A 24,652-nucleotide genomic window follows, 5' to 3' on the forward strand; every position below is an offset into this window, starting at 1 on the left:
AGAAGTCGACAGCCCAGAAAGCTCCTAGAATTCTCGCTGTTTCTAAAACCCCTTTGGATAAGAGCAAACTAGATAAAGGGACGGAAAAAGTGACGACTCCTGCGGGATAAGCAGACAGGAGAGGCCCCGGAGATCGCAGATAGAGGAGACTTTCCGTCATGCCCAGCGGAAAGCGGCGCTTTTGCTGTTCCTTTTCTCCAGACAAAAATGAAGGAACTACCTTATAACCCTATATTAGATCTGATCTGTCTAAGCTTTTTAATGATAGAATTCGAAGTTCAAGTCACGTGTGTCTTTTAATTGATATTGATAGACCGGACGTCCTACTCCATAGATGAGGGTTTCCTCAAGGAAGTCGATCTCTTTTAAAAACTTTAAATATTTACGAACGGATACTCTGGAGATGTCCGTTTCTTGGGCAATTTCATCCGTGGAAAAGGCGGCTTCTTTTTTTAGTCGGATCACCTGGATGATGTGATCTAAGGTTGTTTTCGTTAATCCTTTAGGAACTTGAATGCGATTACCCTCTTGACGTTCTTGCTTACTGAAAATCTGATCAAGCTCATTCTGACTTACTTTACGCTTATCTCGCAGCACAAAGTGGTTCTCTTTATACTTTTTCAAAGCATTCTGAAGCCGCTCGAATTCAAACGGTTTAATGAGATAGTCTACGACTCCCAGACGTAAAGACTGTTGAATTTGTTCTTTCTCTGAAGCTGCTGTGATTAAAATGACATCCAATTGCTTGTCTTTTTCTCTTAATTCCTTTAGTAATTCCAAGCCGCTTCTTCCTGGCATATACACATCTAACAATACTAAATCTACCTTTGTTTGCTCTAAGCATTGATACGCTTCTTCTACATTTGCAGCAGCATCTACTAATTCAAAACCTTGTATTTGTTCTACATACCTTTTATTTAAATCGGCCACCATGGGATCATCTTCTACAATAAGTACTTGAATCATTCCTTTTCCACCTCCGATTCATAAGGAATGATGACACTGAATGTTGTTCCTTTATTCACCTTGGAATGCAGTTCTATAGAGCCTTCCAGGTCTTCAATACTTGTTTTGACCAAGTGTAATCCGTACCCTCGATCATTTCCTTTAGTAGACATTCCTTTTTTAAATATTTCTTCTTGAATGTCCTCATCCATTCCAGCCCCTGTATCGATGACTTCAATGGTCAATAACTCATCTACATAAGACAACAGAAGCGATATTCTTTTTTCTTCACTTGAAGCTAAGCTTTCGATCGCATTGTCCAATAGATTCCCTATAATCGTCACTAATTCATGGGTTAACTTGGAATCATTTGGTGCCGGCACAATTGTTTCACAGTTTACCGATAATTGAATTTGCTGTTCCCTGGCATAGCTTAATTTGCCAATCATAAACCCAGCAAGAGCCGGATCTTTTATTTTACTAGTGATCGTATCCGTTTCATGAACTTGATGATCCACGAGCTGTTTAATATAAGATCTTACGTCTTTGTAGGACTGCATTTCAATCATCCCAAGCAGGACATGAAGCTTATTTTTAAACTCATGCGACTGCGCCCGCAGCGACTCCGCGTACAAACGAACACCCGTCAGCTGTTCAGCCAGCTGATTGACCTCGGTCTTATCACGAAACGTCGAGATCGCACCAACTACTTCTTCATTCACAATTAACGGCACCCTGTTCACGATAATCGATGAACCATTAATAACCTGCTCCTCATCAAGCTCTGCCTCCCCTGTCTGTAAAACTCTCTCCAGCATCGAATGGGGAAGATAATCACTAATGTGAAGACCCACAGGATCGTCGACCTGTATGCCCGCTTTTTGAAAAATGTCACGCGCCGATTTGTTGACGAGTGTGATCTTCGCATCTGCATCCACCGCAATAATTCCTTCTCTTACCGAATGAAGCATCCGATTACGCTCTTCATGGATTCTTGCGATAGCAGCGGGTTCTAATCCAAACAAACTCTTCTTTATATATCGCGCTAGTAAAAACGCCCCGATGACGCCAACAAGGATCCCGATGAATGACCCAATTAAAATGTTTCGATGACTTCTTTGCAGCGACGCTTCCACCGCATCGAGCGAAATACCAATGGAAACCGCGCCGACTTGCTCGCCATTTGCGCCGTAAATTGGAGTGAACGCTCGAACGGAATGCCCTAACGTTCCTTCAGATATGGATATATACTCTTCTCCATTTAAGACCCTTTCTTCATCCCCACCGACAAAACTCTTTCCTATACGTTCAGGATTCGGATGAGATTGGCGAATTCCCTCCATGTCCATCACCACTACAAATAGAACATCTGCCGCCTCTTGCATTCTCATCGCATAATCCTGAATCGTTTGATCATTTGATTGATTTTCTAATTCTTCTTGAACGACCTGAGATTCAGCAACAGAACGAGAAACGATGAGTGCTTTCTCTTCAAGCTGATCACGAATATCATCACTCGTGTTTTCCGTGATCAGCAAGTCGGTAATTAATAGCGAAAATAAGACCACTAAGAGCACATAAAAGATAATCATTGTACTCAGCTTAAACCGTGAATTTTTCATTAGATTTCTCCTCTATCGAATGAGGTTGTTAAATAGAGTGTATCATTCCTTCTTATGAGTGGTGTAGATCGATCAGCGGAAAAACAGTATACCTTCTCTTATTATCAACAAAAAAAGAACAATTCACCGCGCGGGCGAATTGTTCTTTTTCTCTTAAATCGATTTGACAGCTTCTTTAATCGGAGTCGTTCCACCTACAACTTGAAATTCTTTCCCTATCGTCGATTGATCCTCCAAGGTTTCCGCAATCACAGAAGCTACGTCCTCGCGAGGAATTTCACCTCTCTCCACTTCGTAGGCTGCCTCGACTTGTCCAGTTCCTGGATCATTTGTTAATCGGCCGGGATGGATAATTGTATAATTCAGATCCGTTCTCTTCAACCACTCATCTGCATAATGTTTGGCAGCAACGTATGGTGCGAAGGATGAAGGAGCAGCCTGAATGGCTTCACGGCTCGTATCAAACGAGCTAACCATGACAAACCGCTTCACACCGGCAGCTTCAGCCGCTTTAATGGTTTTTACAGCACCATCCAAATCAATTAAAATGGTTTTGTCTGGTCCCGTATGTGGCCCGGAACCTGCTGTGAATACAATCGCATCGACTCCTTCAGCAACTTTTGCAATTGTTTCGATATCGTCTTCAAGATCGGCTACTGCAGTTTCTGCGCCTAACTCTTCAAAATAAGAAGCTTGCTCCTGCTTACGGATCATTGCTTTTGCTTCCAGGTTCTCACTATCCTGAATAAATGAAACGAGATGTTTTCCAATTTGACCATTAGCTCCAACAACAAGAACTTTCATTTCCTTCATCCTTTCTAAGTAAAATATTATCTTTATAGTAAATCGGAATGATAAATAATGTCTAGAAAGAGAGCTTGCTCCCCCGTCAGAATTACTTGTTTTCTGTTTCAAAAAAAGCACCTGCCCCTTATCCCACAATAAGGAGCAGGCCGCTACCCATTTATGATGGGTAACCTAGGATGGTTTTCACTTCTAGATATTCTTCAATTCCGTAATCGCCCCATTCTCTTCCGATACCGGACTGTTTAAAGCCGCCAAACGGTGAAGAAAAGTCCGCGTCGGCATCATTGACTTTCACACGTCCTGCGCGAATGCCTGAAGCCGCTTTTCGAAGCGTCTCTGGATCTTTGCCGTAAACGTAACCTGCCAGACCGTAAATCGTTTCGTTTGCAATCTCAAGCGCTTCTTCGATCGAATCATAGGTGATTACCGTCATAACAGGACCGAAGATTTCTTCTTGAGCGATCACCATTTGATTGTCGACATCCGTAAAGATTGTCGGCTTCGTATAGTACCCTTTATCAAGTCCCTCTGGTTTACCTGTGCCTCCAGCAATCAGAGTCGCTCCCTCTTCAATCCCTTTTTCAATATAGGATTGTACTGTATCCCACTGTTTTTTGGAAACGAGCGGGCCGATGTAATTTCCTTCACGCGGATCACCGACAGGGAAGTCATCTAAGGCTTTCTTCATCGCCTCCTCAAACTCTTGCTTCATAGAGGATGGAATTAATGTCCGTGTCGCTGCCGAACATACTTGACCCGAATTCGTCGCGATGTGACTGACCGCTGCCTTCGCTGCACCCTCAACATCCGCGTCTTCAAGCACGACGAGCGGTGATTTACCTCCAAGCTCAAGCGCCACTTTCTTAATCGTTTCTGACGCATTTTTCATGATTTTCTCACCTGTAGCACCAGATCCGGTAAATGATACAAAATCAATGTCCGGGTGAGAGCTGATTCCGTCACCGATCACTGACCCTGACCCATTCACGAGGTTAAACACGCCTTTAGGTACGCCGACTTTATCGAAAATTTCCGTTAAAATAATCGCAGCAAACGGCGTTAATTCAGCCGGCTTTAAGACTACGGGACTTCCTGCCGCAAACGCACTCGCAATTTTTGTTGAGGTCTGATTCGTCGGGAAGTTCCATGGGGTGATCAGACCGCTGACGCCAATTGATTCCTTCATGCGGGTATGTCCGCCATGCTCCTCAACAAAGGAGAATTCCTTCAGTGATTCGGCGGCTTGAGAAAAATGGTTGTACCCCATCATAAAATGAATATTTTCTGAGATCTCAAGCGGGGACCCTAGTTCGTCCGTAATGGTCTCAATGATTTCATCTTTTCGATTCTCATATTCTTTTGCAATGTTTTCAAGCATTTCTACCCGTTCTTCTTTCGTTGTTTGGGAAAACGACGGAAATGCATCACGCGCTGCCTTCACCGCTTTATCTAAATCCTCTTTCGTACCTAAGCTGATTTTTCCGATCACTTCTTCCGTCGCCGGATTGATGACTTCTTCGGTTTCTGAACCTGTAGATTCTATCCATTCACCGTTGATGTAATGTTTCAAGTAGTTTCGCATGACTTCATTCTCCTTTTATATGAAAAAATTATATTTAATGAGCTTGATGAGACTGTATCCTTTATTTAGGAAATTGAAACATCCAATAGATCATTCCAGCATATTACCACTCTTCGCGAACTTTGCCTCCACTTTGTGTTACGTTCGAAGGAAAAGTGGGAAGAGTATAGTTGGATGCTTTATTAAAAAAGGAGTGGAATCATGAATAACCGTCAGTTCGAAAAAATCAAAAACGGACAAGGATTTATCGCCGCACTCGACCAAAGCGGCGGCAGTACGCCTAAAGCTCTGGCAACCTATGGAGTACCCGCCCATTCTTATTCAGGTGAGGATGAAATGTTTGATTTAGTGCACGAGATGCGGACGAGAATCATTACGTCGCCTTCTTTTGATGGCAGCCGTATTATTGGTGCGATTCTATTTGAGCAAACGATGGACCGCAAGATTGAAGGGAAATATACGGCAGATTATCTTGCTGAAATAGACATTGTCCCTTTCCTTAAAGTGGATAAAGGCCTGGCTGATCAGGAAAATGGCGTCCAGCTCATGAAGCCGATTGACGATTTGGATGAAAAGCTTCGCCGTGCCAACGAACGAAATATTTTCGGTACTAAAATGCGATCGGTGATTCATGAACCAAATGAAAGCGGGATTAAAGACGTGGTCGACCAGCAGTTTGACATTGGTAAACGAATTATCGACTATGACCTCATTCCGATTATAGAGCCGGAAGTGGATATTAATAGTGAGAACAAGGAACAATGCGAGGAAATGCTGCGTGAAGAAATATTGAAACACTTAAATGCGTTACCTGAAGACGAGCATGTTATGCTGAAGCTTACGATTCCTACGAAAGCAAATGCTTATAAAGAGCTTGTTGATCACCCACGCGTGGTGCGCGTCGTTGCTCTTTCCGGAGGGTATTCACGTGATGAAGCCAATGAGAAATTAAAAGAAAACGACGGTCTGGTGGCGAGCTTCTCCCGTGCGCTGGCTGCTGATTTAAAGGCTGACCAGTCAGACGATCAGTTTGATGAGACATTAAAGGATGCGGTCGATTCAATATTCGATGCATCTGTTAATAAAAACTAAAATGCTTCATAGGCACGCTGTAACGGCGTGCCTTCAGCTTGTAGAGAAGCATGAAATCTCTTTTTAACCAGTGCACACATGTCTTGTGTTAGGAAGAGAAAAGGGTTTTAGGAAACGACTCCCTTTCCATGGGCGAATGGTGTGCCTCCTCAGGCTAATGCCTTCCGGGGTCACACCTTATTCGTATCTCCCATAGGAGTGTCGACGTTTCCAAAACCCTTCGCGGAAAGCGGCACTTTTTTCAGTTCCTTTATTCAGAGCTAAAATGAAGGAATTTATCATCGCAAGTTTTCATCCTTCCAAGCTTTTTCGGCCACCTGAAGGTACGCTTAAACGGCGTACTTTTATTTTTTACCCCATTTTTGCTGTAATTGGCGGATTTCTTCTTTATGAGAAACGATTTCCTTAGGGGTCTCTAAAATAAACGGGATATTTTCTAAAAGGGGAGAATCCATGAGCTGATCAAACTGGTTTTCTTTTATATACCCATGATCAAAAATATTGGCATGCCGGTCTTTCCCTGAACCAGTGTCGTACTTGGAATTATTGAGATGAATCACGGCTAAATGCGCAAAATAATCGAGTTCCTCCCCCTTTTTTACAACCTCCTTCCAATTGTCGCCGCTCCACAGCCCGCTCGCAAAAGCGTGGCACGTATCTAAGCAGAAACCGATTTTTTCTGGATGATCCGATAATCTTCGAAGCTGCGCCAGCTCTTCCAACGTCGTTCCCATCGTTCCAGGCTTCCCTGCCATGTTTTCCAAGAGGATCCTGCATTCTCCCAGCCACTGGCTGAGCACTTCATTCAGCACTCCGATCATTAATCGATAGCTGGCCAGCTGATCTCCCTTGAAAATATCTTTTCCGAAATGGACGACGACTCCGAGAGAGCCGCACGCATCAGCAATCGCTAAGTCATTCAACAGCGACTCGGTGACCTGCTCTCTTTTATGTTCATCAGAAGGCGTTAACGTTGTCGGGTAGGGCGTGTGAGCGACAGATACAAGACCCTTCTGATCACAGAAGTCTTTACACAGCGCTGCATCTTCTTGACTATGAGTTTTAACCGATAAGCTTCTCGGGTTTTTCGGAAAATATTGAAAAGCATCAGCATTCAGAGACACGGCTCGTTTTGCAGCGCCTAAATAACCATCCCTTATGGACACATGACTGCCAAAAATCATTTAAATCACCTCTTTGATTATTTTCTCCAAAAGCTGGCTATTCATAAAAAAACAGCCTTCTCTCCAATTAGAGAAAGCTGTTAAAAACAAACACATATCCCACTGTTTACGTTTGGATTCAGGTAGTTATTTAATGCCCTCAATGATCGTACCTTCAATAACCGGGGTGCCTGCCTCATCTGTCCCTCGATACGTGCCATACACTTCTACGATATCCTGAACGGTGTACTCTGCATCTTCATCCTCTTTTTCCACCGTATATGACCCATACCCACTCTCTTCCTTTGTTGTTACCGTAAATGCGGTTCCTTCATCCGAAGTCTCTTCAGCGGATATCGTTCCTTGAATGGATACCTTCTCTCCCCCTTCTACTTCCCCGGCATTGACAAAGGCAAATTCAAGGGGAATCGCTTCTTCTCTCAGCTGGTCTTCCAAATCCTGCGGAGAAGGTTGTTCCTCCTTATTACTATCACTTGCACTGGTATCCTGGGAGCAGCCGATCAGAGCAGCTAAACCGAATAGGGCTAAATATTTTTTCATACATCAACCTCCATGTCGTTCGTTTAACTTTTAAATTCTATATATTTGACCTAATTCCTTCGATGAAGATTGTAGACTTCTGACTACTTTTAGCATCGTTGTAAAAGGGGGAGCGTTTAGGCCAAAAAAACAGCCTCTCCCAAGTTCAAAGACCTGAGAGAGGCTGAATTACCGTTGTATTAATCACTTTCATTATCCAATATGGTTATTTTCCTATTTCCACTAATTAAGCTTCTTAACCGCCGATCCATTTTCCGTGCTCTCCAAATAATATGAGAGAAGTTGGCAGGGGTAAAATTGTATTGATCGATCAAAAATTGCTCAAACGCTTCGTGGTCGACCTGGTTATGATGTTCCTTCGCATAGTTAATCAAAATATGAGTGAGTTCCTTATACGTCATGGTTTTTGATCGATCCGCTGAAAAGGCTATGGGGTCAGTCGGCAGGATATAGTCATTTTTCAACGTCTCCTCGGTTTCATCGATGGAAAGGCTTGCTGGTATGTCAGCCTCCACACTTTTTAAGTCATCCTCAGTATCCGTAAGACCCTCTCCATTCCTTTCCATACGCTCGAGGCGGGCTATGAGTTCATGTTGTTCATCGGTCAGCTGCTTAATCATTTCCCGCAGATGCTTTTTCTCCTCTTGTATATCCTCTAACCGCATCCCTATAGCGTTCCGTAACGTGAACATGTTCGGAGGTCCTCCTTTGCTAGTAATGGCTATAAAATATCATAGCACACTAATAAAGAGAGGAGATCTCATTCCTTTGTATTGATTAAAAAACCCCGGTGATCTATGGCTCCACTTAGGTTGATATACCTATCTGTCCCTTGTTCTCCATTTAGCATCAGCAACCTTTTGCGGATCAAAATTAATCACATCTGAAGAATAAATCGTTACACTCACTTGTCCCCCATCTACCCTTGCCCGAATTAAAAGCGGCTGGTTATACTGGTTTTTGAACGTAAAATCAGGACCATACCAGCTCACGGTCGCATCTCTTCCAGAAGGTACATAGGGCACCCGCTTGCTATGAGAAAAGCGCTCCAAAATTTTTACGCCCACCTTATCAACAGAGTTAAACAGCGTAGAAGAAAGCTGACAGATTCCTCCGCCAATTCCTTCGGTCACCTCCCCTTTCACAATCTCTGGCGCATTTTTATATCCCTTTTCCTTGGTTCTTTTACCAACGGCCTTATTAAAAGAAAAAACCTCTCCTGGAAATACCACATAACTATCAAGGGCTTCTGCAGATAGACGAATATTATGAGAGCGTGCTTTATTATTCGAATTAAAATAAGTTACATAATGACCGATCTGCTGCGTGCGGATATTGGCGAGTAATTCACTATCTACTTTAGGACGTACAGAAAGCTTCGGCACAGAGAGCGTACCCGTCTTAGTGCCATAGAGATACGCATAGAATTTCTCCATGAATTTCTTTTGATATACCTGGGATCCATCCTCTCCAGGTATAATTTCCCCTGACTCATCTATTTTTGCATTTACAGGTTCCTCCCTTATTTGATCATCCAGATGATCAATGAGCTGCTGGATTTCAGCCTGATCCACAAAGGGGTTCCCAAGCAGCTCTAGTTCAAAATCCTTTCGGTTCACGTTAAGGACTTCCTTCCCCTCATCCGTTATGGAGAGGTCATCTTCTTGAATAGCGGGTTGAGCTAAGAGTAAACATAAAGATAAAAGTGCAATTTTCATACCGGCATCCTCCTACTGCTAGTATGAGTAGAAGGTGGAGAATCATGTGGGTTAATTTGTGGACTTTTAATTTCGAAAAAGACAAGCGGAACTTCTATAAAAGAGCGGGCATGAGCCTGAATCTTCTACCGAAGCATAACAAAGCACTTCATTAGCACACGTCGTGCCCGAACACGAAAACGGCAAAAGGTTGATTGCGGTGCAGTTGGACTCACCATCAATGATTGGACAAACTCAGCATATCTAGAAGCCTAACTATAAAAAAATAGAACCTTACAAAAGTATAGAAACCAGTGTAAGGTTCTTTTTCGTTCAAATTGATCCAAGCAGAAACGAACTTTTTGTTGTAACAAATTCTAAATAATGATAATATACTATTCAAGCAAATAGTATGACACATTAGACGTAAATTAAAATAAATAGTATGTCATATTAATTCAACAGAGCAACTCCATAAAGGGAGGCAGTCATAAGGAAATTTAATGAACTTATACTTACCCATGCTGTTATATACGGCAGCTTCTATTACTTAAAGAATAGGGAGATGAATAGTGTCTAAAAAAGAAACAGTATATGTCGTGTCTGATTCAGTCGGAGAAACAGCTGACATGATGGTTAAAGCTGTGACGAGTCAATTTCTTGGTCAGGATGTTGACATTAAGCATTTTTCCTATGTAGAGAACCAACAGGATATTAATAATGTCATCACTGTCTCAAAGTATACTCACTCCATCATTGCTTACACCATCGTCCTTCCAACTTTAAAGCAATATCTTGATCAAAGAGCAGAAGAAGAGGGCATTATTGCGGTTGATTTGATGCACCCACTGATGGATGCGTTCACTCAAAAATTTAATATCGAACCTAATCATCAACCGGGACAAATGAGAAAGCTGGATGAGAACTATTTTAAACGAGTGGAAGCGATTGAATTTGCCGTGAAGTATGATGATGGGCAGGAAGCACGGGGGTTAAAACAAGCAGACATTGTCATCGTAGGAGTTTCCAGAACATCAAAGACCCCACTTTCCATGTATTTAGCCAATAAAAAATTTAAGGTAGCCAATGTACCTCTCATCCCAGAGATCCCGCCTCCTCAAGAGCTTTTTACGATTCCAAGAAAAAAATGCGTTGGCTTAATCATTACACCTGAAAAATTAAACAGCATCCGCAAAGAACGCTTAAAAAGTCTGGGGTTAACGACTCCAGCGAATTATGCCTCATTAAATAGAATTCTTGAAGAACTAGATAGTGCTGAACAAATTATGAAAAAAATCGGCTGTCCAATCATTGATGTCTCCAATAAGGCTATTGAGGAGACGGCTGATGTCATCTTAGCGATGTTTAACAAAAGGGGGAGTTTTGCATAATGGATAAAAAATTTGTCTTCATGTTTGATCAAACCGGCAGCAGCAAAAAGGAACTTTTAGGTGGGAAAGGGGCTAATTTAGCCGAAATGACTCGGATCGGTTTACCTGTTCCTTATGGTTTTACGATTACAACCACAGCTTGTAATTCCTATTACGATGCCGGACAGGTCATCCCGCCGGAAGCCGAATTTCAAGTTCTGGAAGCACTGGAAGCACTTGAGACAAAAACAGGGAAACAGTTAGGTAATCCATCCAATCCACTTCTCGTTTCCGTGCGATCAGGCGCCGTACATTCCATGCCTGGAATGATGGATACTGTTTTGAATCTTGGAATGAATGATGAAACCGTAAAAGGAATGGCAGAGCTTACAAATAACCCTCGGTTTGCTTATGATTCCTACCGCAGGTTTATTCAAATGTTCAGTGATGTCGTCCTGGAAGTCGACAACTACCATTTCGAAAAACGGTTAGACCATATCCGCGAAGACAAAGGATACCATTCCGATACAGAAATAACAGCTGATGAATGGAAGCAAGTGATTAAAGAATTCAAAGAGATTGTACTAAATCAAGCGAAACGAAGCTTTCCCGAAGACCCTAAGGAGCAACTATTCCTTACCATCAACGCCGTGTTTGACTCCTGGAATAATCAAAGAGCTGTGTTGTATCGTCGACTTCACCAGATACCGGGCCACCTTGGGACAGCTGTAAATATTCAAAGCATGGTGTTTGGAAATATGGGGGATGACTCTGGTACAGGAGTTGCTTTTACCCGCAACCCATCAACCGGGGAGTCCAAACTTTATGGAGAATACTTAATTAATGCCCAGGGAGAAGATGTGGTGGCAGGCATTCGAACGCCGCAGCCAATTGCTGCCCTTCAAAAAGACATGCCGGACGTCTATCAACAATTGGTGGATACGTGCCAGTTGTTAGAAAATCATTACCAGGATATGCAGGACATTGAATTTACAGTAGAAAGCGGGAAACTATATATTCTCCAAACGCGGAATGGGAAACGTACCGCCCAGGCGGCCATTCGAATCGCAGTTGAATTAGTTAGAGAAAACATTATAAACAAACGAGAGGCTCTTTTACGCGTAGATCCTGACCAGCTTAACCAGCTCCTCCATCACCGCATCGATCCATCACATAAAAAGAAGAAATTAACCACAGGTCTGCCAGCTTCTCCGGGGGCAGCCACAGGTAAAGTCGTCTTTGATGCGGATGAAGCAGAAGAACTTTCAAAAAGCGGGAAAAAAGTGATTCTTGTCCGCCCTGAAACGACACCGGACGATATCCATGGCATCGTATCTTCCCAGGCGACCGTTACGAGCCGGGGAGGGATGACAAGCCATGCCGCCGTGGTTGCCAGAGGCATGGGCAAAGCGTGCATATGCGGCTGTGATTCTATAAAGATAGATTTAGAGGCCAAACAATTTAAATCAGGGTCTACGACTGTCAGTCATGGAGATATCATTACAATAGACGGTTCCACAGGTGAGATCTTCCTAGGAGAAATTCCAATGATCGAACCTCAGCTTTCTGAGGAATTCAAATTGCTGCTCAGCTGGGCAGATGAAGAGACGAAAATGGGAGTAAGGGCAAATGCGGATAACCCTGCCGATGCTGCGAAAGCACTCGAATTTGGAGCAGGAGGAATTGGACTTTGCCGCACAGAACATATGTTTATGGATCCATCTCGTATCCCAACGGTTCAACGTATGATCCTTTCTGAAACCCGTGAGGAACGTAAAGACGCTCTCGATCAGCTCCTTCCTATGCAGCAGCAGGATTTTGAGCAAATATTTGAAACGATGCAGGGCCTTCCAATTACCGTGCGGTTATTAGACCCGCCGCTTCATGAGTTTTTGCCGGATAAAGAAGAACTGCTCGTTGACGTGACAAAACTGCAAATGACGAACTCAAACGCAAACGAATTACAAGAAAAGCAAAATCTATTACGCAAAGTACGATTACTAGAAGAATCCAATCCCATGTTAGGTCATCGCGGCTGCCGGCTGGGGATGATTCATCCTGAAATATACGAAATGCAGGCAAAAGCTATCTTTTATGCCATGTCCAACGTTATGAAAAAAGGAATTAAAGTTAAACCCGAGATCATGATCCCTTTGGTCAGCCATGTACATGAACTTAAAGAAATGCGTCAGCTGGTCATCAATACCGGTAACCAGATTCAGGAAGAAAAAGGTCAGGTATTCGATTACCTCATTGGGACCATGGTCGAAACCCCGCGTGCTGCACTCACCGCTGACCAAATTGCCCAGGAGGCAGACTTTTTCTCTTTCGGAACCAATGATTTAACGCAAACCACCTTTGGATTCAGCCGCGACGATGCAGAAGGAAAGTTCCTCCAGCATTATGTTGAAAATGACGTCCTCCTGCAAAATCCATTTGTTTCGTTAGATCAGGAAGGTGTAGGAAAACTTGTAGAAACTGGGGTTAAACTGGGCAGAGAAACAAAACCTGCACTGAAAACAGGGATTTGCGGGGAGCATGGAGGAGAAAAAGAATCGATCCAATTTTGCTATGATGCAGGAATCGATTATGTAAGCTGCTCTCCTTTCCGCGTACCCGCTGCACGGCTTGCAGCAGCTCAGGCGACGATTCGTCACGAACAGAAAAATCTCTTAAAAGAACCTCAGCATAATTAATAGAGAGAACCCTAAACAAATTCCACAAAGTTTAGGGTTCTCTTTTATATAAGACAAGCATTAATTCTTTAATAATTGCTCATGAAAAAGAGAGAAGGCGCATGTCTTTTTTTATGGGACAGTAACTTGTTGATTCTAGTGTGCCATCATTTCATGGGCAATGTCATGACCATCCATATCTGATGGATAGTAAGTCGGCCAGTGACTCACTTCATCTAATAATTCCTCACGGTCGTCGCCCCAATATAAGTGATAGTGATCGGATTTCGTCGGATAGATACTATGATCACTAAATTGAATATACTTCGGAAGTTCCTCCACTTCTTCCTTTAGTTTAAAAATGTACCTTACCCCTCGATTACCTGCATCGTAGGTTAAAATTTCATATCCGTCAGAAACATATTCCCCCGAACGCTCTTCTCCATCTTTATTAAAAGTGACGGTCTCTCCGTCTATAACAATATGATCAACATCTGTCTGGTACCCTTCCTCATAATATTCCTTGTATTCTTCTGCTGTCTTGTCCCCTTCCTGTTCTGCTTTATGAGCATATACTTCATCCAGCGTTCCATCTTGGTGGTATGGATATACGGACTGCCAGTCTCCTTCCCAATCGGAAAGTTCTCGGTCCTCCACTTGGCTGTCTTCAAAGTAGCCCTCATAAATTTTCTCTGATTCTTCATCATGAGCATGACTATGATCGTGATTATGCTCATCTGATTCTTTAGATTCATCTGAGACTGAGGAAGGCTCAGATAGAGCTGTTGAAAGTACTTCTAAATTACTCTGCATGAGAGTAAAGTAATCTTCATTACTTTGAATATCTTCTTCTGTTAGAACAGATAAATTGTGTATGCGTAAAGTCTCGGCATCAAGTTCATTTCGAACAACTTCTGCTACTTTAGGGGTTATATTCTGTTCGAAAAGCACATGATTTAACCCATGCTCTTCAGCTGTTTCCACAATATTTTGCAATTCTTTTTGAGAAGGCTCATTCTCAGGGCTTAATCCAGAGACGGCCACCTGCTCAATTCCGTAGTTTTTCTCCCAATATCCATAAGCCGCATGAGAAACGATAATTTTATTCCCAGGTAAGCTTTCAAGCTGTGTATGGAACTCTTCGTCTAAGCTCTCAAGCCTTGATTTCAGTTCTTCAAAGTTTTCGTTAAATCCTTCTTCCTGCTCAGGATTTAATTCAACTAGTGTCTCTTTTATATGTTCTGCCATTTCAATGGCTCGAACAGGATCCAGCCAAACGTGTGGGTCTTGATCTCCATGGTCATGCCCGTCATGTTCGTCCTCATGACCATCTTCTTCGTCGTGTGCATGTTCATCATGACTCTCTTCTTCATGGCTGTCTCCATGCTCTTCTAAGTCAATTCCTTTTGAGGCTTCAAGTATTTGTACGTCTTCTGACTCAATAGATTCAGAGATATTGTCTGCATAAGGTTCTAAACCTGCTCCATTATAAATAAAAGCATCCGATTCAGCGATTTCTATCATTTCTTTCGTGGTTGGTTCATAAGTATGAGAATCTGACCCCGGCGGCAGAATAGACTCTACAGAAGCTAGGTCCCCTGCGATTTGTTCAGTAAAGAACTGAAGAGGATAAACCGTTGTAAACACCGTTAACTCTTCAGTTGAATCTTGAGATCCTTTTTCACTTTCATCACTCTTTGTCTCTTCATCACCACACGCAGCCATGGTAAAGATGACAATAAATAAACTAAGTAACCCTGCAAATTTTTTAAACAATTTCTCTCCTCCTTTTATTCTTCAACATTATATTGTAGTGATTACGCTTGAATTTTCTTATTGAGTTTCCCACGTAAAAGGATCTTGCAATTCAGACCATTCCTGGTCCATTTCCCCGGCAGTTAATAAGCATTGATCGAGCTCTTTAATTATGGTTTCTTTCTCAAGGTCCACTCCTATAAATACTAGATTCGTCTTACGATCGCCAAATTCAACATCCCAATCGTTTAAGATCTCAGGATTCTGTTTGATGGTACGATCTTTTTGTTCCTTAGGGAGGGAAGCTACCCAGTAAGAGACAGGTTCAATAGAAACAGACGGACCTGCCTGTGATAATAAAAGGGCTAATTGATTTCTAGTAGCGCACCACGTGATTCCTTTTGCACGGACAATTGATGCTGGCATTTGACTGATCCAGTTATAGAATCGCTGCGAGTGAAATGGCAATCTTCTTTCATACACAAACGAGTGAATGCCATATTCCTCAGTTTCCGGGGTATGTTCTTCCGGCCCTGCCATCAACTCTTTTAGCCAGCCTGCCGATTGACTTGCTGTTTCAAAATTAAAAAGATGCGTATTTAAAATTTTTGCTGGATCAATTTCACTATAAGTTGTGCGTATGATCTCCGCTTCAGGCTGCAAGGTTTGAATCACTTGAGTCAGTGAATTCACCTGCTCCTCTGTCACCATGTCACATTTATTGAGCAGGAGAACATTACAAAATTCGATCTGGTCTATTAGTAAATCGGCAAGGTTTCGCTGATCATCTTCACCAAGAGCCTGCTTTCGGTCAAGTAGGCGATCACCAGACTCGTAATCATGCCAAAAACGATAGGCATCCACAACAGTAACCATCGTATCAAGACGACAGAACTGGGTAAGGTCAATGCCCATTTCTTCATCTATATAAGAAAAGGTCTGGGCGACTGGTACAGGCTCACTAATCCCTGTAGATTCAATGACGATATAATCTATATTGCCGGCTTTTACAATCTTTTCGACTTCAATGAGTAAATCCTCTCTTAACGTACAGCAGATACACCCGTTAGACATTTCCACTAAATTCTCTTCTGTTCTTGAAAAATGCCCTTCCTTCTCTATTAAATCTGCGTCAATGTTAATTTCACTCATGTCATTCACGATGACTGCAATTTTCATCCCCGCACGATTGTTTAAGATATGATTGAGCAGCGTCGTTTTTCCTGATCCTAAATATCCGCTTAACACAGTAACAGGAATTTTTTCACTCATATTTCATCACTCCACCTTTAATTAAAAAATCAAATAAAAGCATTCCCACTAACCATGTACTTGCATTATCTTCTTCTGTGGGGGCGCTTCATTAAGCATGTTCCTGGATTATTAATTACCCCCCCATTTAAATGTAATCATTACGATTTAAAAACAGCGAAATTTTTTTATTCCTATACACATCTTCTGAATTGTTCCTCAAGTTTCTGTTTGTTTAAGTTCTTGCCGATGAATACGAGTTCGCTCATACGAGGATCGCTTCCCCATGGACCCAGTTCGTCGCCTGCAAAAAGCATATGAACGCCTTGAAAAACAAAGCGCTTCTCTATTCCTTCTATGTTCAGCACACCTTTATAACGGTACAATCTTTCTCCTTGCATTTGAACAAGAAACGAAACCCAGAGATTGAGCTTTCGTAAATCGAGAGCTCTATGTTCTTGTAAGGATAAAGAAGATATTTCGTCATCATGGGAATGGTGATCGTTGATTAATAAATCGGGAGTTACTTCCACTTTTTCCTGCAGGTTAAAAGAATAAATCCCTAACACTTTTTCCAATTCAATCTGGCTGTTTTCACATAAATACGTCACAGCTTTAGGATTTATTTTCTCTAAACGCTTGATTAACCAGGTCAAATGATCATTTGACACTAAGTCTGTTTTGTTTAAGAGGATCATATCTGCAAAAGCAATTTGGCTTAGTGCTTCACCTTTTTGATCTAAATGATTTGAAATATGTTTGGCGTCGATCAAGGCGCACACGCTGTCTATGACAAAGTCTTCAATCATTTCCTTATCCATTAAGAATGTTTGAACTACTGGAGCCGGGTCGGCAAGTCCTGTCGTTTCTATTACAACACGGTCAAACTCTATCATTTTCTCTTTTCTAGAGATTGCAAGCATCGATAAAGTATCAATTAAATCTTTACGAACATTACAGCAAATACATCCACTATTAATTTCTATAATCTCTTCTTCCGTTTTCTCAAGGATCTGATCATCAATTCCAATATCTCCAAACTCATTGACAATGACAGCGACTTTCTCGTCAGTATTTTTGAGGAGATGGTTAAGAAACGTTGTCTTCCCTGCTCCTAAATACCCTGTTACGATTGTCACAGGAATTCTTGACTCATTCTCTTTCATTTTCCTGCTCCTTTAACCATTTGTCTAAAGCCTGCCACGGCATCAGCGCACAATTATGTCTGGCCCTTAGTTTATGCACGCCTTGGAGAGCTGCTGCATCCCCTAAATCGATATCTTCCTCTATTTCGCCTTCTCTTATTAAACGTTCAAAAGCATCTCTCTTATTGTAAACTGCTTCCATCGATTGATTTTTAAGAAGATCTGTCATCATTGAACAAGACGCCATACTAATACTACAGCCTTCCCCTTCGAAGGATAGATCTTCAATACCTGATGGTCCTGTTCGTAAATACAAGGTCATTACATCACCACACGTAGGATTTTTATAATAAACCTTACTTATATTATTCTGCTCAGATAATTCCCCGTAGTTTCGTTTATATTTTGCGTGGTCTAACACCACCTGGCGATATAAATCGTCCAGCATGAAAATCCTCCTTAATATGCGTTCACCTATTACATTATGTAACAGCTCTAGAGTGATAAAAGAAACACTTTTTGGTGGAGAGGAATCCCCATTTTCGCCCGAGCGACCTCTGTATAGTCTTTCCAGCTGACCAATTGGATCCTCGTTTCAAGCTGTCCAGCAATCTCTCGATCAATATGGTTAATTGTTTGCAAAAGTTCAAAAAAGGTCATACCAAAGTGTTTGGCCGCATGTTTGTGCGGGGATTCACTTTTAAGCCGAACCATAAATTCTTCCGCAGAGTCGGCCTCTTCCGCAAATTCATCCTCCATATTAATTACGTAGGCATAAATCTCTCTCTTCTCCTTAGGCAAAGAAGCTACAATTTTATTCGTTAGCATCTTAATTAAATAATCACTCATAATTTCACCTCAGCGTTTATCAATTTTAAACTCAAACCTCTTCTTCTCCAACACTCTTTCTATTTCTTCACCATACAGAGACTCTTATAAGGAAAATCATTCCACCAACTAAATAGTAATCATTACTATTTAGTTGGTTAGAAACTAATTTATCACTAACTTCTTAAAATAACAAGTGAGAAATTGTGTTTTTATTAATATAAACATAAAAGACAAGCGAGCATACAATATATGCACCGCTTGTCTTCCTTATACATAATCTATAATTGATCAGCCTCTATATTTTATAGCCAATCCTTTCAGGAAATTTCTCGCGTATTGATCGCCGAACACTTTATAATTCTTGTGTCCTTCTTTTCTTAATAACGCGCTTACTTCCCCTTTTGTTATCTTAACTCCTGCTTCTTCTAAAATATCGATGATATCCTCACTCGTTAATTTCAGCGCGATTTTTACTTTTTTCAGCATGACGTTATTTACACTTGAAGCATTTTTTATCGACCGATCAGGCTTGTTCGGCTGCCCGGGCTTTGGCTCCTGCGGCCCTCTTTTGAAGGTAATGAAGCCATTTAAAAAGGATTCTAACATACTGTTTGTACATTTGATGTGATCTTCAGTTTCTACTTCCTCATCGTCATAATCATCATCGTAACTTTCGTCTGATCTTGTAAGGACCTTTAACACTTGTTCTTTTGTTAAATGAACGCCGCCAAGTTTGAATATTTCAATCATATCCTGATCTTTTATATCCTGGGCATATCTTAACCTGATTAGTATATCGTTATTATCCATTACTAAGCCTCCAATCCAAATTCCAAGATTCTCATTATAACACGCGAAAGCACAAGTTAGTCTATCCTAAAGTGAACAGTTCTAAGCAAACCTCGTGAATGGTGGGTGTTTGAGTATAGAGACCTGCGGGTATTAACTTTCTGCTGACTAGTTTTAAAGATACATAAGGAGGAGAACTATGATTGTTTCAGGGAAGATCCATTACAAGCATCACCAGATTGACTTTGAAGTGAAGATGAACCATCAAGATATTCAAGAAGGAGAAATTGCCTCAGAGGAAGCAAAGCATGAGTTAATTCATGCCATCAATCGAAAGTTCCGGGTTAAATATCCTCTTTCCAGTACTGTGGATCCTGTTCATGTAAGGAAGTTTTAAATAAAATTACTTATAAAGAGTGCCTGCCCGTGCTAAGTTAACCATGCACTAAATTTATAAAAGTTTTTTGACTTTCTCAGCAAAATCCTCACCGTCTATGACCTTTTTCCCGCCTCCCTGGACGAAATTCGGTTTGCCCCCGCCTTTTCCTTCAATCAGGGGGAGGATTTGTTTAGCGATCTCATTCATATTCCGGCCGATATTTTCTCCACGAGCCAGCACGAATTGCAGCTGATGTTCCTGTTCACTAATCAGAATAAGATAGGCATCAGAGGCTTCTTCGATGATGGTTTTTCCTAAAGACTGAAGCGTATTGATCAGCCGGTCTTTGAACACGCGGTGAATTACCTTATCTCCCTGTGACGCTGAAATGATTTCACGTGCCTCATGCTGAAGCAGCTGTTCTTCCAGCTCAGCGATTTGCTTGTCTTTCTCTTTGCTTAGCTTGATGATCTCTCCGACTTCCTCTGCAAGCTGATGTTCGGGTTTTGGTACGAGCCGCTTCATTTCTGTTACTACTTGATGCTTCTGTCTAAGCTTATCCAGCACCCGCTGACCGCAGACAAACTCCAGACGCACCTGTTTCTTGTTTTTTGTCCATCCGAGGAACTTAACAGCCATCACTTCACCCGTGACGTTCGGGTGTGTGCCTCCACAGCCGTTGTAATCAATTCCTGGAATAATCACAAGCCGGACTTCCCCATCGACGGCGATCGGCTTGCGAAGCGGATATTCTGCCGCCTCTTTAACGGACATCCATTTCGATTCAACCGGAACGTTGTCACAGATGATCTTGTTCACCTGTTCCTCTGCCTTCTTCAAAAGATCGTCATCGAGATGACTCGTATCTAAATCGATCGTCACTGTGTCTTTTCCAAGATGGAAGCTCGTTGTTGGAATGCCGAACTGGTCATGGAATATCGCTGAAAGGATATGCTGGCCGCAGTGCTGCTGCATATGGTCAATTCTACGCGCTTGATCGATTCTTCCCTGCACCATGCCTGTCTCAGATGGAAACGCTTCTTTTATGTAATGACGCACCTCGTCTTCTACTTCTTCCACATCAATGACTTCGATTTCATTCAGCGTGCCTTGATCATGCGGCTGCCCGCCGCCTGTCGGATAAAATGCTGTTTTTTCGAGCACGACATAAAATCCGTGCTCGTCTTGATCTATTTTTGTAACCTTAGATTCGAATTCCATTTGATAGGCATCTATGTAGTACAGCTTTCTCGTCATTGTCATTTCCTCCTCAAAGTTCCTAGAGGTATCGTAACATGTTTTTTTTAAAAAATGCCCGACCCTCGTCATACGAAGCCGGGCACCAGAATTCAAGCTTTCTTTTTAAAATCAAACGTAATCTTGTAGTTTTCGTCCAATGTTAAAGCGGTACTAAACGTTTTCTTTCCTTTAAAGCCTTTTAGAACCCTTGTCCGCTTCTTCTCGCATAACGTTTTAATCATATTGTTCGTTAACGTTTTCCCTGCTAACCTCTTAGGAAAGGTGACTTTACACCCTTCTTTATAATTGGAGCACGCATAAAATTTGTATCGATCCATAATCGAACCAGAAGCACAGGCCGGGCATTTAGCGATCGGTTCGTTCCACTTCTTTTTCTCTCCGGTGGTTCGAACGTTCACCTGTTGAATGGAGTCGGGAGTTTCTTGAATTAACTTTTCAATAAACTGTCCAGTCTGCTTAAGAAAAACTTGTTTAGATCCTTCGCCTCTGCCGATTTTCTTTAAGTAGGCTTCCCACTTCGCTGTAAGGGAAGGGCTTGATAACAGCGTTCCCTCAATTGCTTCACAAAGCATAATCCCTTTATCTGTGACATACACGTTGTTATTATTCACTTCAATGTATTTCTGCGCCTTAATCGTTTCAATAATACTGGAGCGGGTGGCTTCAGTTCCCAGGCCTTCAACTTCCTTTAAAATCTCCACGTCTTCTTCATCATTCATGAGCTTCCCGCACGTTTTCATCATGTTGATGAGCTGCCCTTCGGTATAAGGCTTCGGCGGCAGCGTCATGCTTTCTTTAATATGAAGACGCGCACCTACCTCTTCCCCTTTCTGAACATTTGGAAGAAAAGCCTCTTTCTCCTGTTTTGATGGAGTCGGCTTTGGAAAAAGCTCCTTCCATCCCCTTTTCACTTCTCTTCTGCCCGTCGATTTAAAAGGCAGGTCGTGAACATGAGTGAAAATCACCGTCTCTTCATATACGTAGTCGGCGTGAAACATCGCAAGCGTTGTCGCCAGCACTTCATTGTAAATGTTGCGCTCCTCGCGGCTTAGTCCATTCAGCTTCTTCTCGGTAGGTACGGTCTTCGTTGGAATGATGGCATAGTGCTCCTGGACTTTACTTGAGTTGACGAACCGTTTGTTTGGTTTTAAAGACACAGGGGTAAAAGAAACATTTAACGCTTTCTGATAGGCATTCAAATTGTTCACTACATAGCTAAATTCACTTTCCGTTATAAAGTTGCAGTCTGTCCGTGGATAGGAAACCAGCCGCTTCTCATAAAGTTTCTGCATCGTCTTCAACACCTGTGACGGCGTATATTTCCACCGTCGATTCGCAACGCTTTGGAGAGTGGACAAGGAATGCAGTTTCGGTGACTTTTGGTATTTTGTCTTTTGATCGATTTTCTCAACAATACCTGTCAGGTCTTCCTTTTCTTTCAGCCCATGCTTGTCCATAAGTTCCTGCACTTTCGCCTTATCCTTTTCCTTAATTTCAGCCAGGCCTTTATAAGCACCTGTTTCCGCTTGAAAAAGCCCCTCGATCTGATAAAAAGGCTCGGAGACAAAGTTTTCTATTTCCTTGTGTCGTTGATAGATTAAATACACCGTCGGAGACTGCACGCGACCAATTGAAAGATAGCTAGAAAAACCTTTCTTCTGCAAAAGTAAGGTAAACAGGCGGCTCGCATTGATCCCCACCATCCAATCACTAATTTGGCGGGCTTTCGCTTCATCAAATAAACGCAAGTCCTTGTCGTTACTTTGTAAATTCTTAAATCCTTTGCGCACTTCATCCTTCTCAAGAGAATTGATCCACAATCGTTGAATCGGCTTTCCTTTTACCCCTGTTAAGCGGAGAATACTGTAAAAAATGTTCGAGCCCTCCCGGTCGACGTCGGCCGCATTCACGAGCACGTCCGCCTGCTGGAACAGCTTCTTAACCGCTTGAAACTGCTCCCATTTCCCTTTAGACACTTTTTCTAAAAAACGATCAGGGACGATCGGCAGCTGATCAAGCTTCCATCGCTTCCACTCTGGTTTATAATCATGAGGTTCTTTTAATTCAACCAGGTGACCGACTCCCCACGTGATCGTCGCACCATTCGGGAATGTCTCATCCGGCTTTAACTGTATATGCGTTTTCGTTTTTTCCTGTATCGTAAAAGCCTCTGCATAAGCTTTTGCCTGAGAGGGTTTTTCGGCTAAGATGACCACTCGTGTCACGGTCTCTCCACTCCCTTCAATGAACTTCAAGATTACTATGGGAAGAAAAGGAAAGCAAGGGATGTGAGGGGAATTCAACAAAGAATTAAAAGGAGCCTAAAAAACGTAAAAAGAGATCAATCCAAACGGTTGGAATTGATCTCTTCTATTATAAAACGAGATGTTCGTTGGACTGTGGTTCCATACACTTAAGCTTATCGATACTGTTTTCTCCGTACCCACATCGTCGCTGCCCATTTTTCACCGGCTGTAACTGGAGATCCGCCGTGGAGTGTACGTTCATTAATCACAGGATCTGAATAAAAATATTCAAAATAGACGCCCATTCCTTTATGAGGCGAGATCGATAGATTCATGTGTGGAAAGTAAGTTTCCCCTCCCTCTTCTACATCATTTAAGTAAAGGACAAGCGTGCTGATCCTTGGGTTGTTCGCCGCTCTGACTTTTGATTTGAAATAATCGTAATGGGCTTTATATTCCTGGCCTTGTTTATAATTCAGTATATGAAGTCCTTCTCCATGTTCTACGGGTACGTTCATAATTTGCGCGATCCGATTTTCGATTCTGTTCGTGACATCATCCTCAGGCAAGAACGTGCTGCTGCTCGTACGAATATCGCTCACCTCGTGTCTTGAGCCGATTTTTGATCGGTTCACGCGATCTTTCGAAAGACGGATGAGCTCCTCACACTCTGCCTCACTTACCACGTTTCCCAGGATAGCGATTTTAGGATCTTCCATTTTTGCGATAATCGCTATCTCACGGTCTTCGGTCATAATCTTGTTTCCAGTGTGGTCAAAAATTGAAGCTTCTTTTACTTGCATTGTCACTTTTTCATCAACCTCTTCTAAATTTGATAAAACGCTTACAAAGAGACAAATTTACCTTTAATAAATTGTAGAACACAAAATCTATTTTACCACATTTTTACTATATTTTCTTTATTTTTCATAAAAACCAAAAAATGTTCCTCACCTCATTATGGGAGTAGTCATCTTCACCCTATCTCAAAAGGACCAAAGACACTTGTCAATAATCCTTCACAATTTCTCCATGAATTCTTGATAGTTTACGTTCATGATAGAAGTATAAAGTAAAGGAGCTGATTACTATGAAAAAATTCATGATTGGCGCATTATCCTTAGGATTGGTGGCAGCTGCCGGCGTTACTAGTGTTCAGGCTGTAAGTGGACAGATGGAAATGCCAGCTGAAGAAAATGAACATATGATGGAAATGAGTGAAATGCATCAAGAAATGATCGATTCGAATGGGGAAATGAATTTTGGCCAGGTAAAGAAATTCATGAGTGACATGCATCCAGAATGGAGTAACGAAGACATGAAGCAGATGTATCAGTCGGTGCATGGGACAAATGGGGCTGCACCTAGTAAGAATTTTGAACATATGCATATGAATAAATAAAAATAGAGAGACCGGGACATTAGTAAAGCAGTGAGAAAACCGAATATTCGTATAAACTGCAGATCCTCAGTGCAGTCAAA

The 24,652-nt window shown here is 42.0% G+C and carries 22 protein-coding genes; 5 read left to right on the forward strand and 17 right to left on the reverse strand.

Annotated elements, in window-relative coordinates:
- Positions 1-258 precede the first annotated feature (258 nt).
- The 4 genes from IEV27_RS14260 to IEV27_RS14275 all read right to left on the reverse strand — a co-directional run bounded on the left by IEV27_RS14260 (position 259) and on the right by IEV27_RS14275 (position 4,956).
- Positions 259-966, reverse strand: coding sequence for a response regulator (locus IEV27_RS14260; RefSeq protein WP_188378157.1), 708 nt, complete (start codon positions 964-966; stop codon positions 259-261).
- Entirely contained in the window at positions 963-2,567 is a 1,605-nt protein-coding gene (gene dcuS / locus IEV27_RS14265) for a DcuS/MalK family sensor histidine kinase (protein WP_188378158.1), read from the reverse strand. Before dcuS ends, IEV27_RS14260 begins: the two co-directional genes overlap by 4 nt.
- Before the next feature lie 153 nt (positions 2,568-2,720).
- On the reverse strand, positions 2,721-3,371 hold the full coding sequence (locus tag IEV27_RS14270; RefSeq protein ID WP_188378159.1) for an SDR family oxidoreductase: 651 nt from the start codon (positions 3,369-3,371) through the stop codon (positions 2,721-2,723).
- A gap of 160 nt (positions 3,372-3,531) precedes the next feature.
- Positions 3,532-4,956: an aldehyde dehydrogenase family protein gene (locus IEV27_RS14275; protein WP_188378160.1), complete on the reverse strand. Its 1,425-nt coding sequence runs from the start codon at positions 4,954-4,956 to the stop codon at positions 3,532-3,534.
- 201 nt (positions 4,957-5,157) lie between these two features.
- On the opposite strand from IEV27_RS14275, the gene IEV27_RS14280 reads away from it, so the two are divergent.
- Positions 5,158-6,048, forward strand: a complete 891-nt coding sequence (locus tag IEV27_RS14280) for a fructose bisphosphate aldolase (RefSeq protein WP_188378161.1) — start codon at positions 5,158-5,160, stop codon at positions 6,046-6,048.
- A 344-nt stretch (positions 6,049-6,392) separates the two neighbouring features.
- Here the strand turns inward: IEV27_RS14280 and IEV27_RS14285 are convergent, their stop codons facing one another.
- From IEV27_RS14285 to IEV27_RS14300, 4 genes are all read right to left on the reverse strand, one after another.
- Positions 6,393-7,232, reverse strand: a complete 840-nt coding sequence (locus IEV27_RS14285) for a deoxyribonuclease IV (protein WP_188378162.1) — start codon at positions 7,230-7,232, stop codon at positions 6,393-6,395.
- A 126-nt stretch (positions 7,233-7,358) separates the two neighbouring features.
- Positions 7,359-7,772 carry a hypothetical protein gene (locus IEV27_RS14290; RefSeq protein WP_188378163.1) on the reverse strand — a complete coding sequence of 138 codons (414 nt, stop codon included), beginning with the start codon at positions 7,770-7,772 and terminating at the stop codon, positions 7,359-7,361.
- A gap of 179 nt (positions 7,773-7,951) precedes the next feature.
- On the reverse strand, positions 7,952-8,464 hold the full coding sequence (locus tag IEV27_RS14295; RefSeq protein ID WP_188378164.1) for a hypothetical protein: 513 nt from the start codon (positions 8,462-8,464) through the stop codon (positions 7,952-7,954).
- Between the two features lie 129 nt (positions 8,465-8,593).
- Positions 8,594-9,490: a VanW family protein gene (locus IEV27_RS14300; protein WP_188378165.1), complete on the reverse strand. Its 897-nt coding sequence runs from the start codon at positions 9,488-9,490 to the stop codon at positions 8,594-8,596.
- 551 nt (positions 9,491-10,041) lie between these two features.
- Here IEV27_RS14300 and IEV27_RS14305 point away from each other — a divergent pair.
- The gene (locus tag IEV27_RS14305) at positions 10,042-10,860 is read left to right on the forward strand and encodes a pyruvate, water dikinase regulatory protein (protein ID WP_188378166.1); all 819 of its coding nucleotides are present in this window, start codon (positions 10,042-10,044) and stop codon (positions 10,858-10,860) included.
- Positions 10,860-13,535: a pyruvate, phosphate dikinase gene (ppdK, locus tag IEV27_RS14310; protein ID WP_188378167.1), complete on the forward strand. Its 2,676-nt coding sequence runs from the start codon at positions 10,860-10,862 to the stop codon at positions 13,533-13,535. Before IEV27_RS14305 ends, ppdK begins: the two co-directional genes overlap by 1 nt.
- A gap of 135 nt (positions 13,536-13,670) precedes the next feature.
- Here the strand turns inward: ppdK and IEV27_RS14315 are convergent, their stop codons facing one another.
- The 6 genes from IEV27_RS14315 to IEV27_RS14340 all read right to left on the reverse strand — a co-directional run bounded on the left by IEV27_RS14315 (position 13,671) and on the right by IEV27_RS14340 (position 19,306).
- Complete coding sequence (locus IEV27_RS14315) at positions 13,671-15,290, reverse strand: metal ABC transporter solute-binding protein, Zn/Mn family (RefSeq protein ID WP_188378168.1); 1,620 nt, start codon at positions 15,288-15,290, stop codon at positions 13,671-13,673.
- A 57-nt stretch (positions 15,291-15,347) separates the two neighbouring features.
- Positions 15,348-16,541: a GTP-binding protein gene (locus IEV27_RS14320; protein ID WP_188378169.1), complete on the reverse strand. Its 1,194-nt coding sequence runs from the start codon at positions 16,539-16,541 to the stop codon at positions 15,348-15,350.
- Between the two features lie 173 nt (positions 16,542-16,714).
- Positions 16,715-17,686: a CobW family GTP-binding protein gene (locus IEV27_RS14325; protein WP_188378170.1), complete on the reverse strand. Its 972-nt coding sequence runs from the start codon at positions 17,684-17,686 to the stop codon at positions 16,715-16,717.
- Positions 17,673-18,113 (reverse strand): Fe-S cluster assembly sulfur transfer protein SufU, encoded by a 441-nt coding sequence (sufU, locus tag IEV27_RS14330; protein ID WP_188378171.1) that lies wholly within the window; start codon positions 18,111-18,113, stop codon positions 17,673-17,675. The genes IEV27_RS14325 and sufU overlap by 14 nt, the downstream gene beginning before the upstream one ends.
- Before the next feature lie 47 nt (positions 18,114-18,160).
- Positions 18,161-18,514, reverse strand: coding sequence for a hypothetical protein (locus tag IEV27_RS14335; protein WP_188378172.1), 354 nt, complete (start codon positions 18,512-18,514; stop codon positions 18,161-18,163).
- A 270-nt stretch (positions 18,515-18,784) separates the two neighbouring features.
- Positions 18,785-19,306, reverse strand: a complete 522-nt coding sequence (locus IEV27_RS14340) for a YehS family protein (protein ID WP_188378173.1) — start codon at positions 19,304-19,306, stop codon at positions 18,785-18,787.
- Positions 19,307-19,484: 178 nt separating this feature from the next.
- Between IEV27_RS14340 and IEV27_RS14345 the strand changes: the two genes are divergently transcribed.
- Positions 19,485-19,682: a hypothetical protein gene (locus tag IEV27_RS14345; RefSeq protein ID WP_188378174.1), complete on the forward strand. Its 198-nt coding sequence runs from the start codon at positions 19,485-19,487 to the stop codon at positions 19,680-19,682.
- Positions 19,683-19,736: 54 nt separating this feature from the next.
- Here IEV27_RS14345 and IEV27_RS14350 read toward each other — a convergent pair whose 3' ends face one another.
- The 3 genes from IEV27_RS14350 to IEV27_RS14360 form a co-directional block, all read right to left on the reverse strand.
- Complete coding sequence (locus tag IEV27_RS14350) at positions 19,737-20,993, reverse strand: alanyl-tRNA editing protein (protein WP_308808330.1); 1,257 nt, start codon at positions 20,991-20,993, stop codon at positions 19,737-19,739.
- 20 nt (positions 20,994-21,013) lie between these two features.
- On the reverse strand, positions 21,014-23,149 hold the full coding sequence (locus tag IEV27_RS14355) for a type IA DNA topoisomerase (protein ID WP_188378176.1): 2,136 nt from the start codon (positions 23,147-23,149) through the stop codon (positions 21,014-21,016).
- 194 nt (positions 23,150-23,343) lie between these two features.
- Positions 23,344-23,973 carry a 2OG-Fe(II) oxygenase gene (locus tag IEV27_RS14360; protein ID WP_188378274.1) on the reverse strand — a complete coding sequence of 210 codons (630 nt, stop codon included), beginning with the start codon at positions 23,971-23,973 and terminating at the stop codon, positions 23,344-23,346.
- Positions 23,974-24,260: 287 nt separating this feature from the next.
- Between IEV27_RS14360 and IEV27_RS14365 the strand changes: the two genes are divergently transcribed.
- Positions 24,261-24,572: a hypothetical protein gene (locus tag IEV27_RS14365; protein WP_188378177.1), complete on the forward strand. Its 312-nt coding sequence runs from the start codon at positions 24,261-24,263 to the stop codon at positions 24,570-24,572.
- Positions 24,573-24,652: the final 80 nt, after the last annotated feature.

Origin of the sequence: Halobacillus andaensis, assembly GCF_014636475.1 — a bacterium.
Taxonomy (GTDB): Bacteria; Bacillota; Bacilli; order Bacillales; family Halobacillaceae; genus Halobacillus_A; species Halobacillus_A andaensis.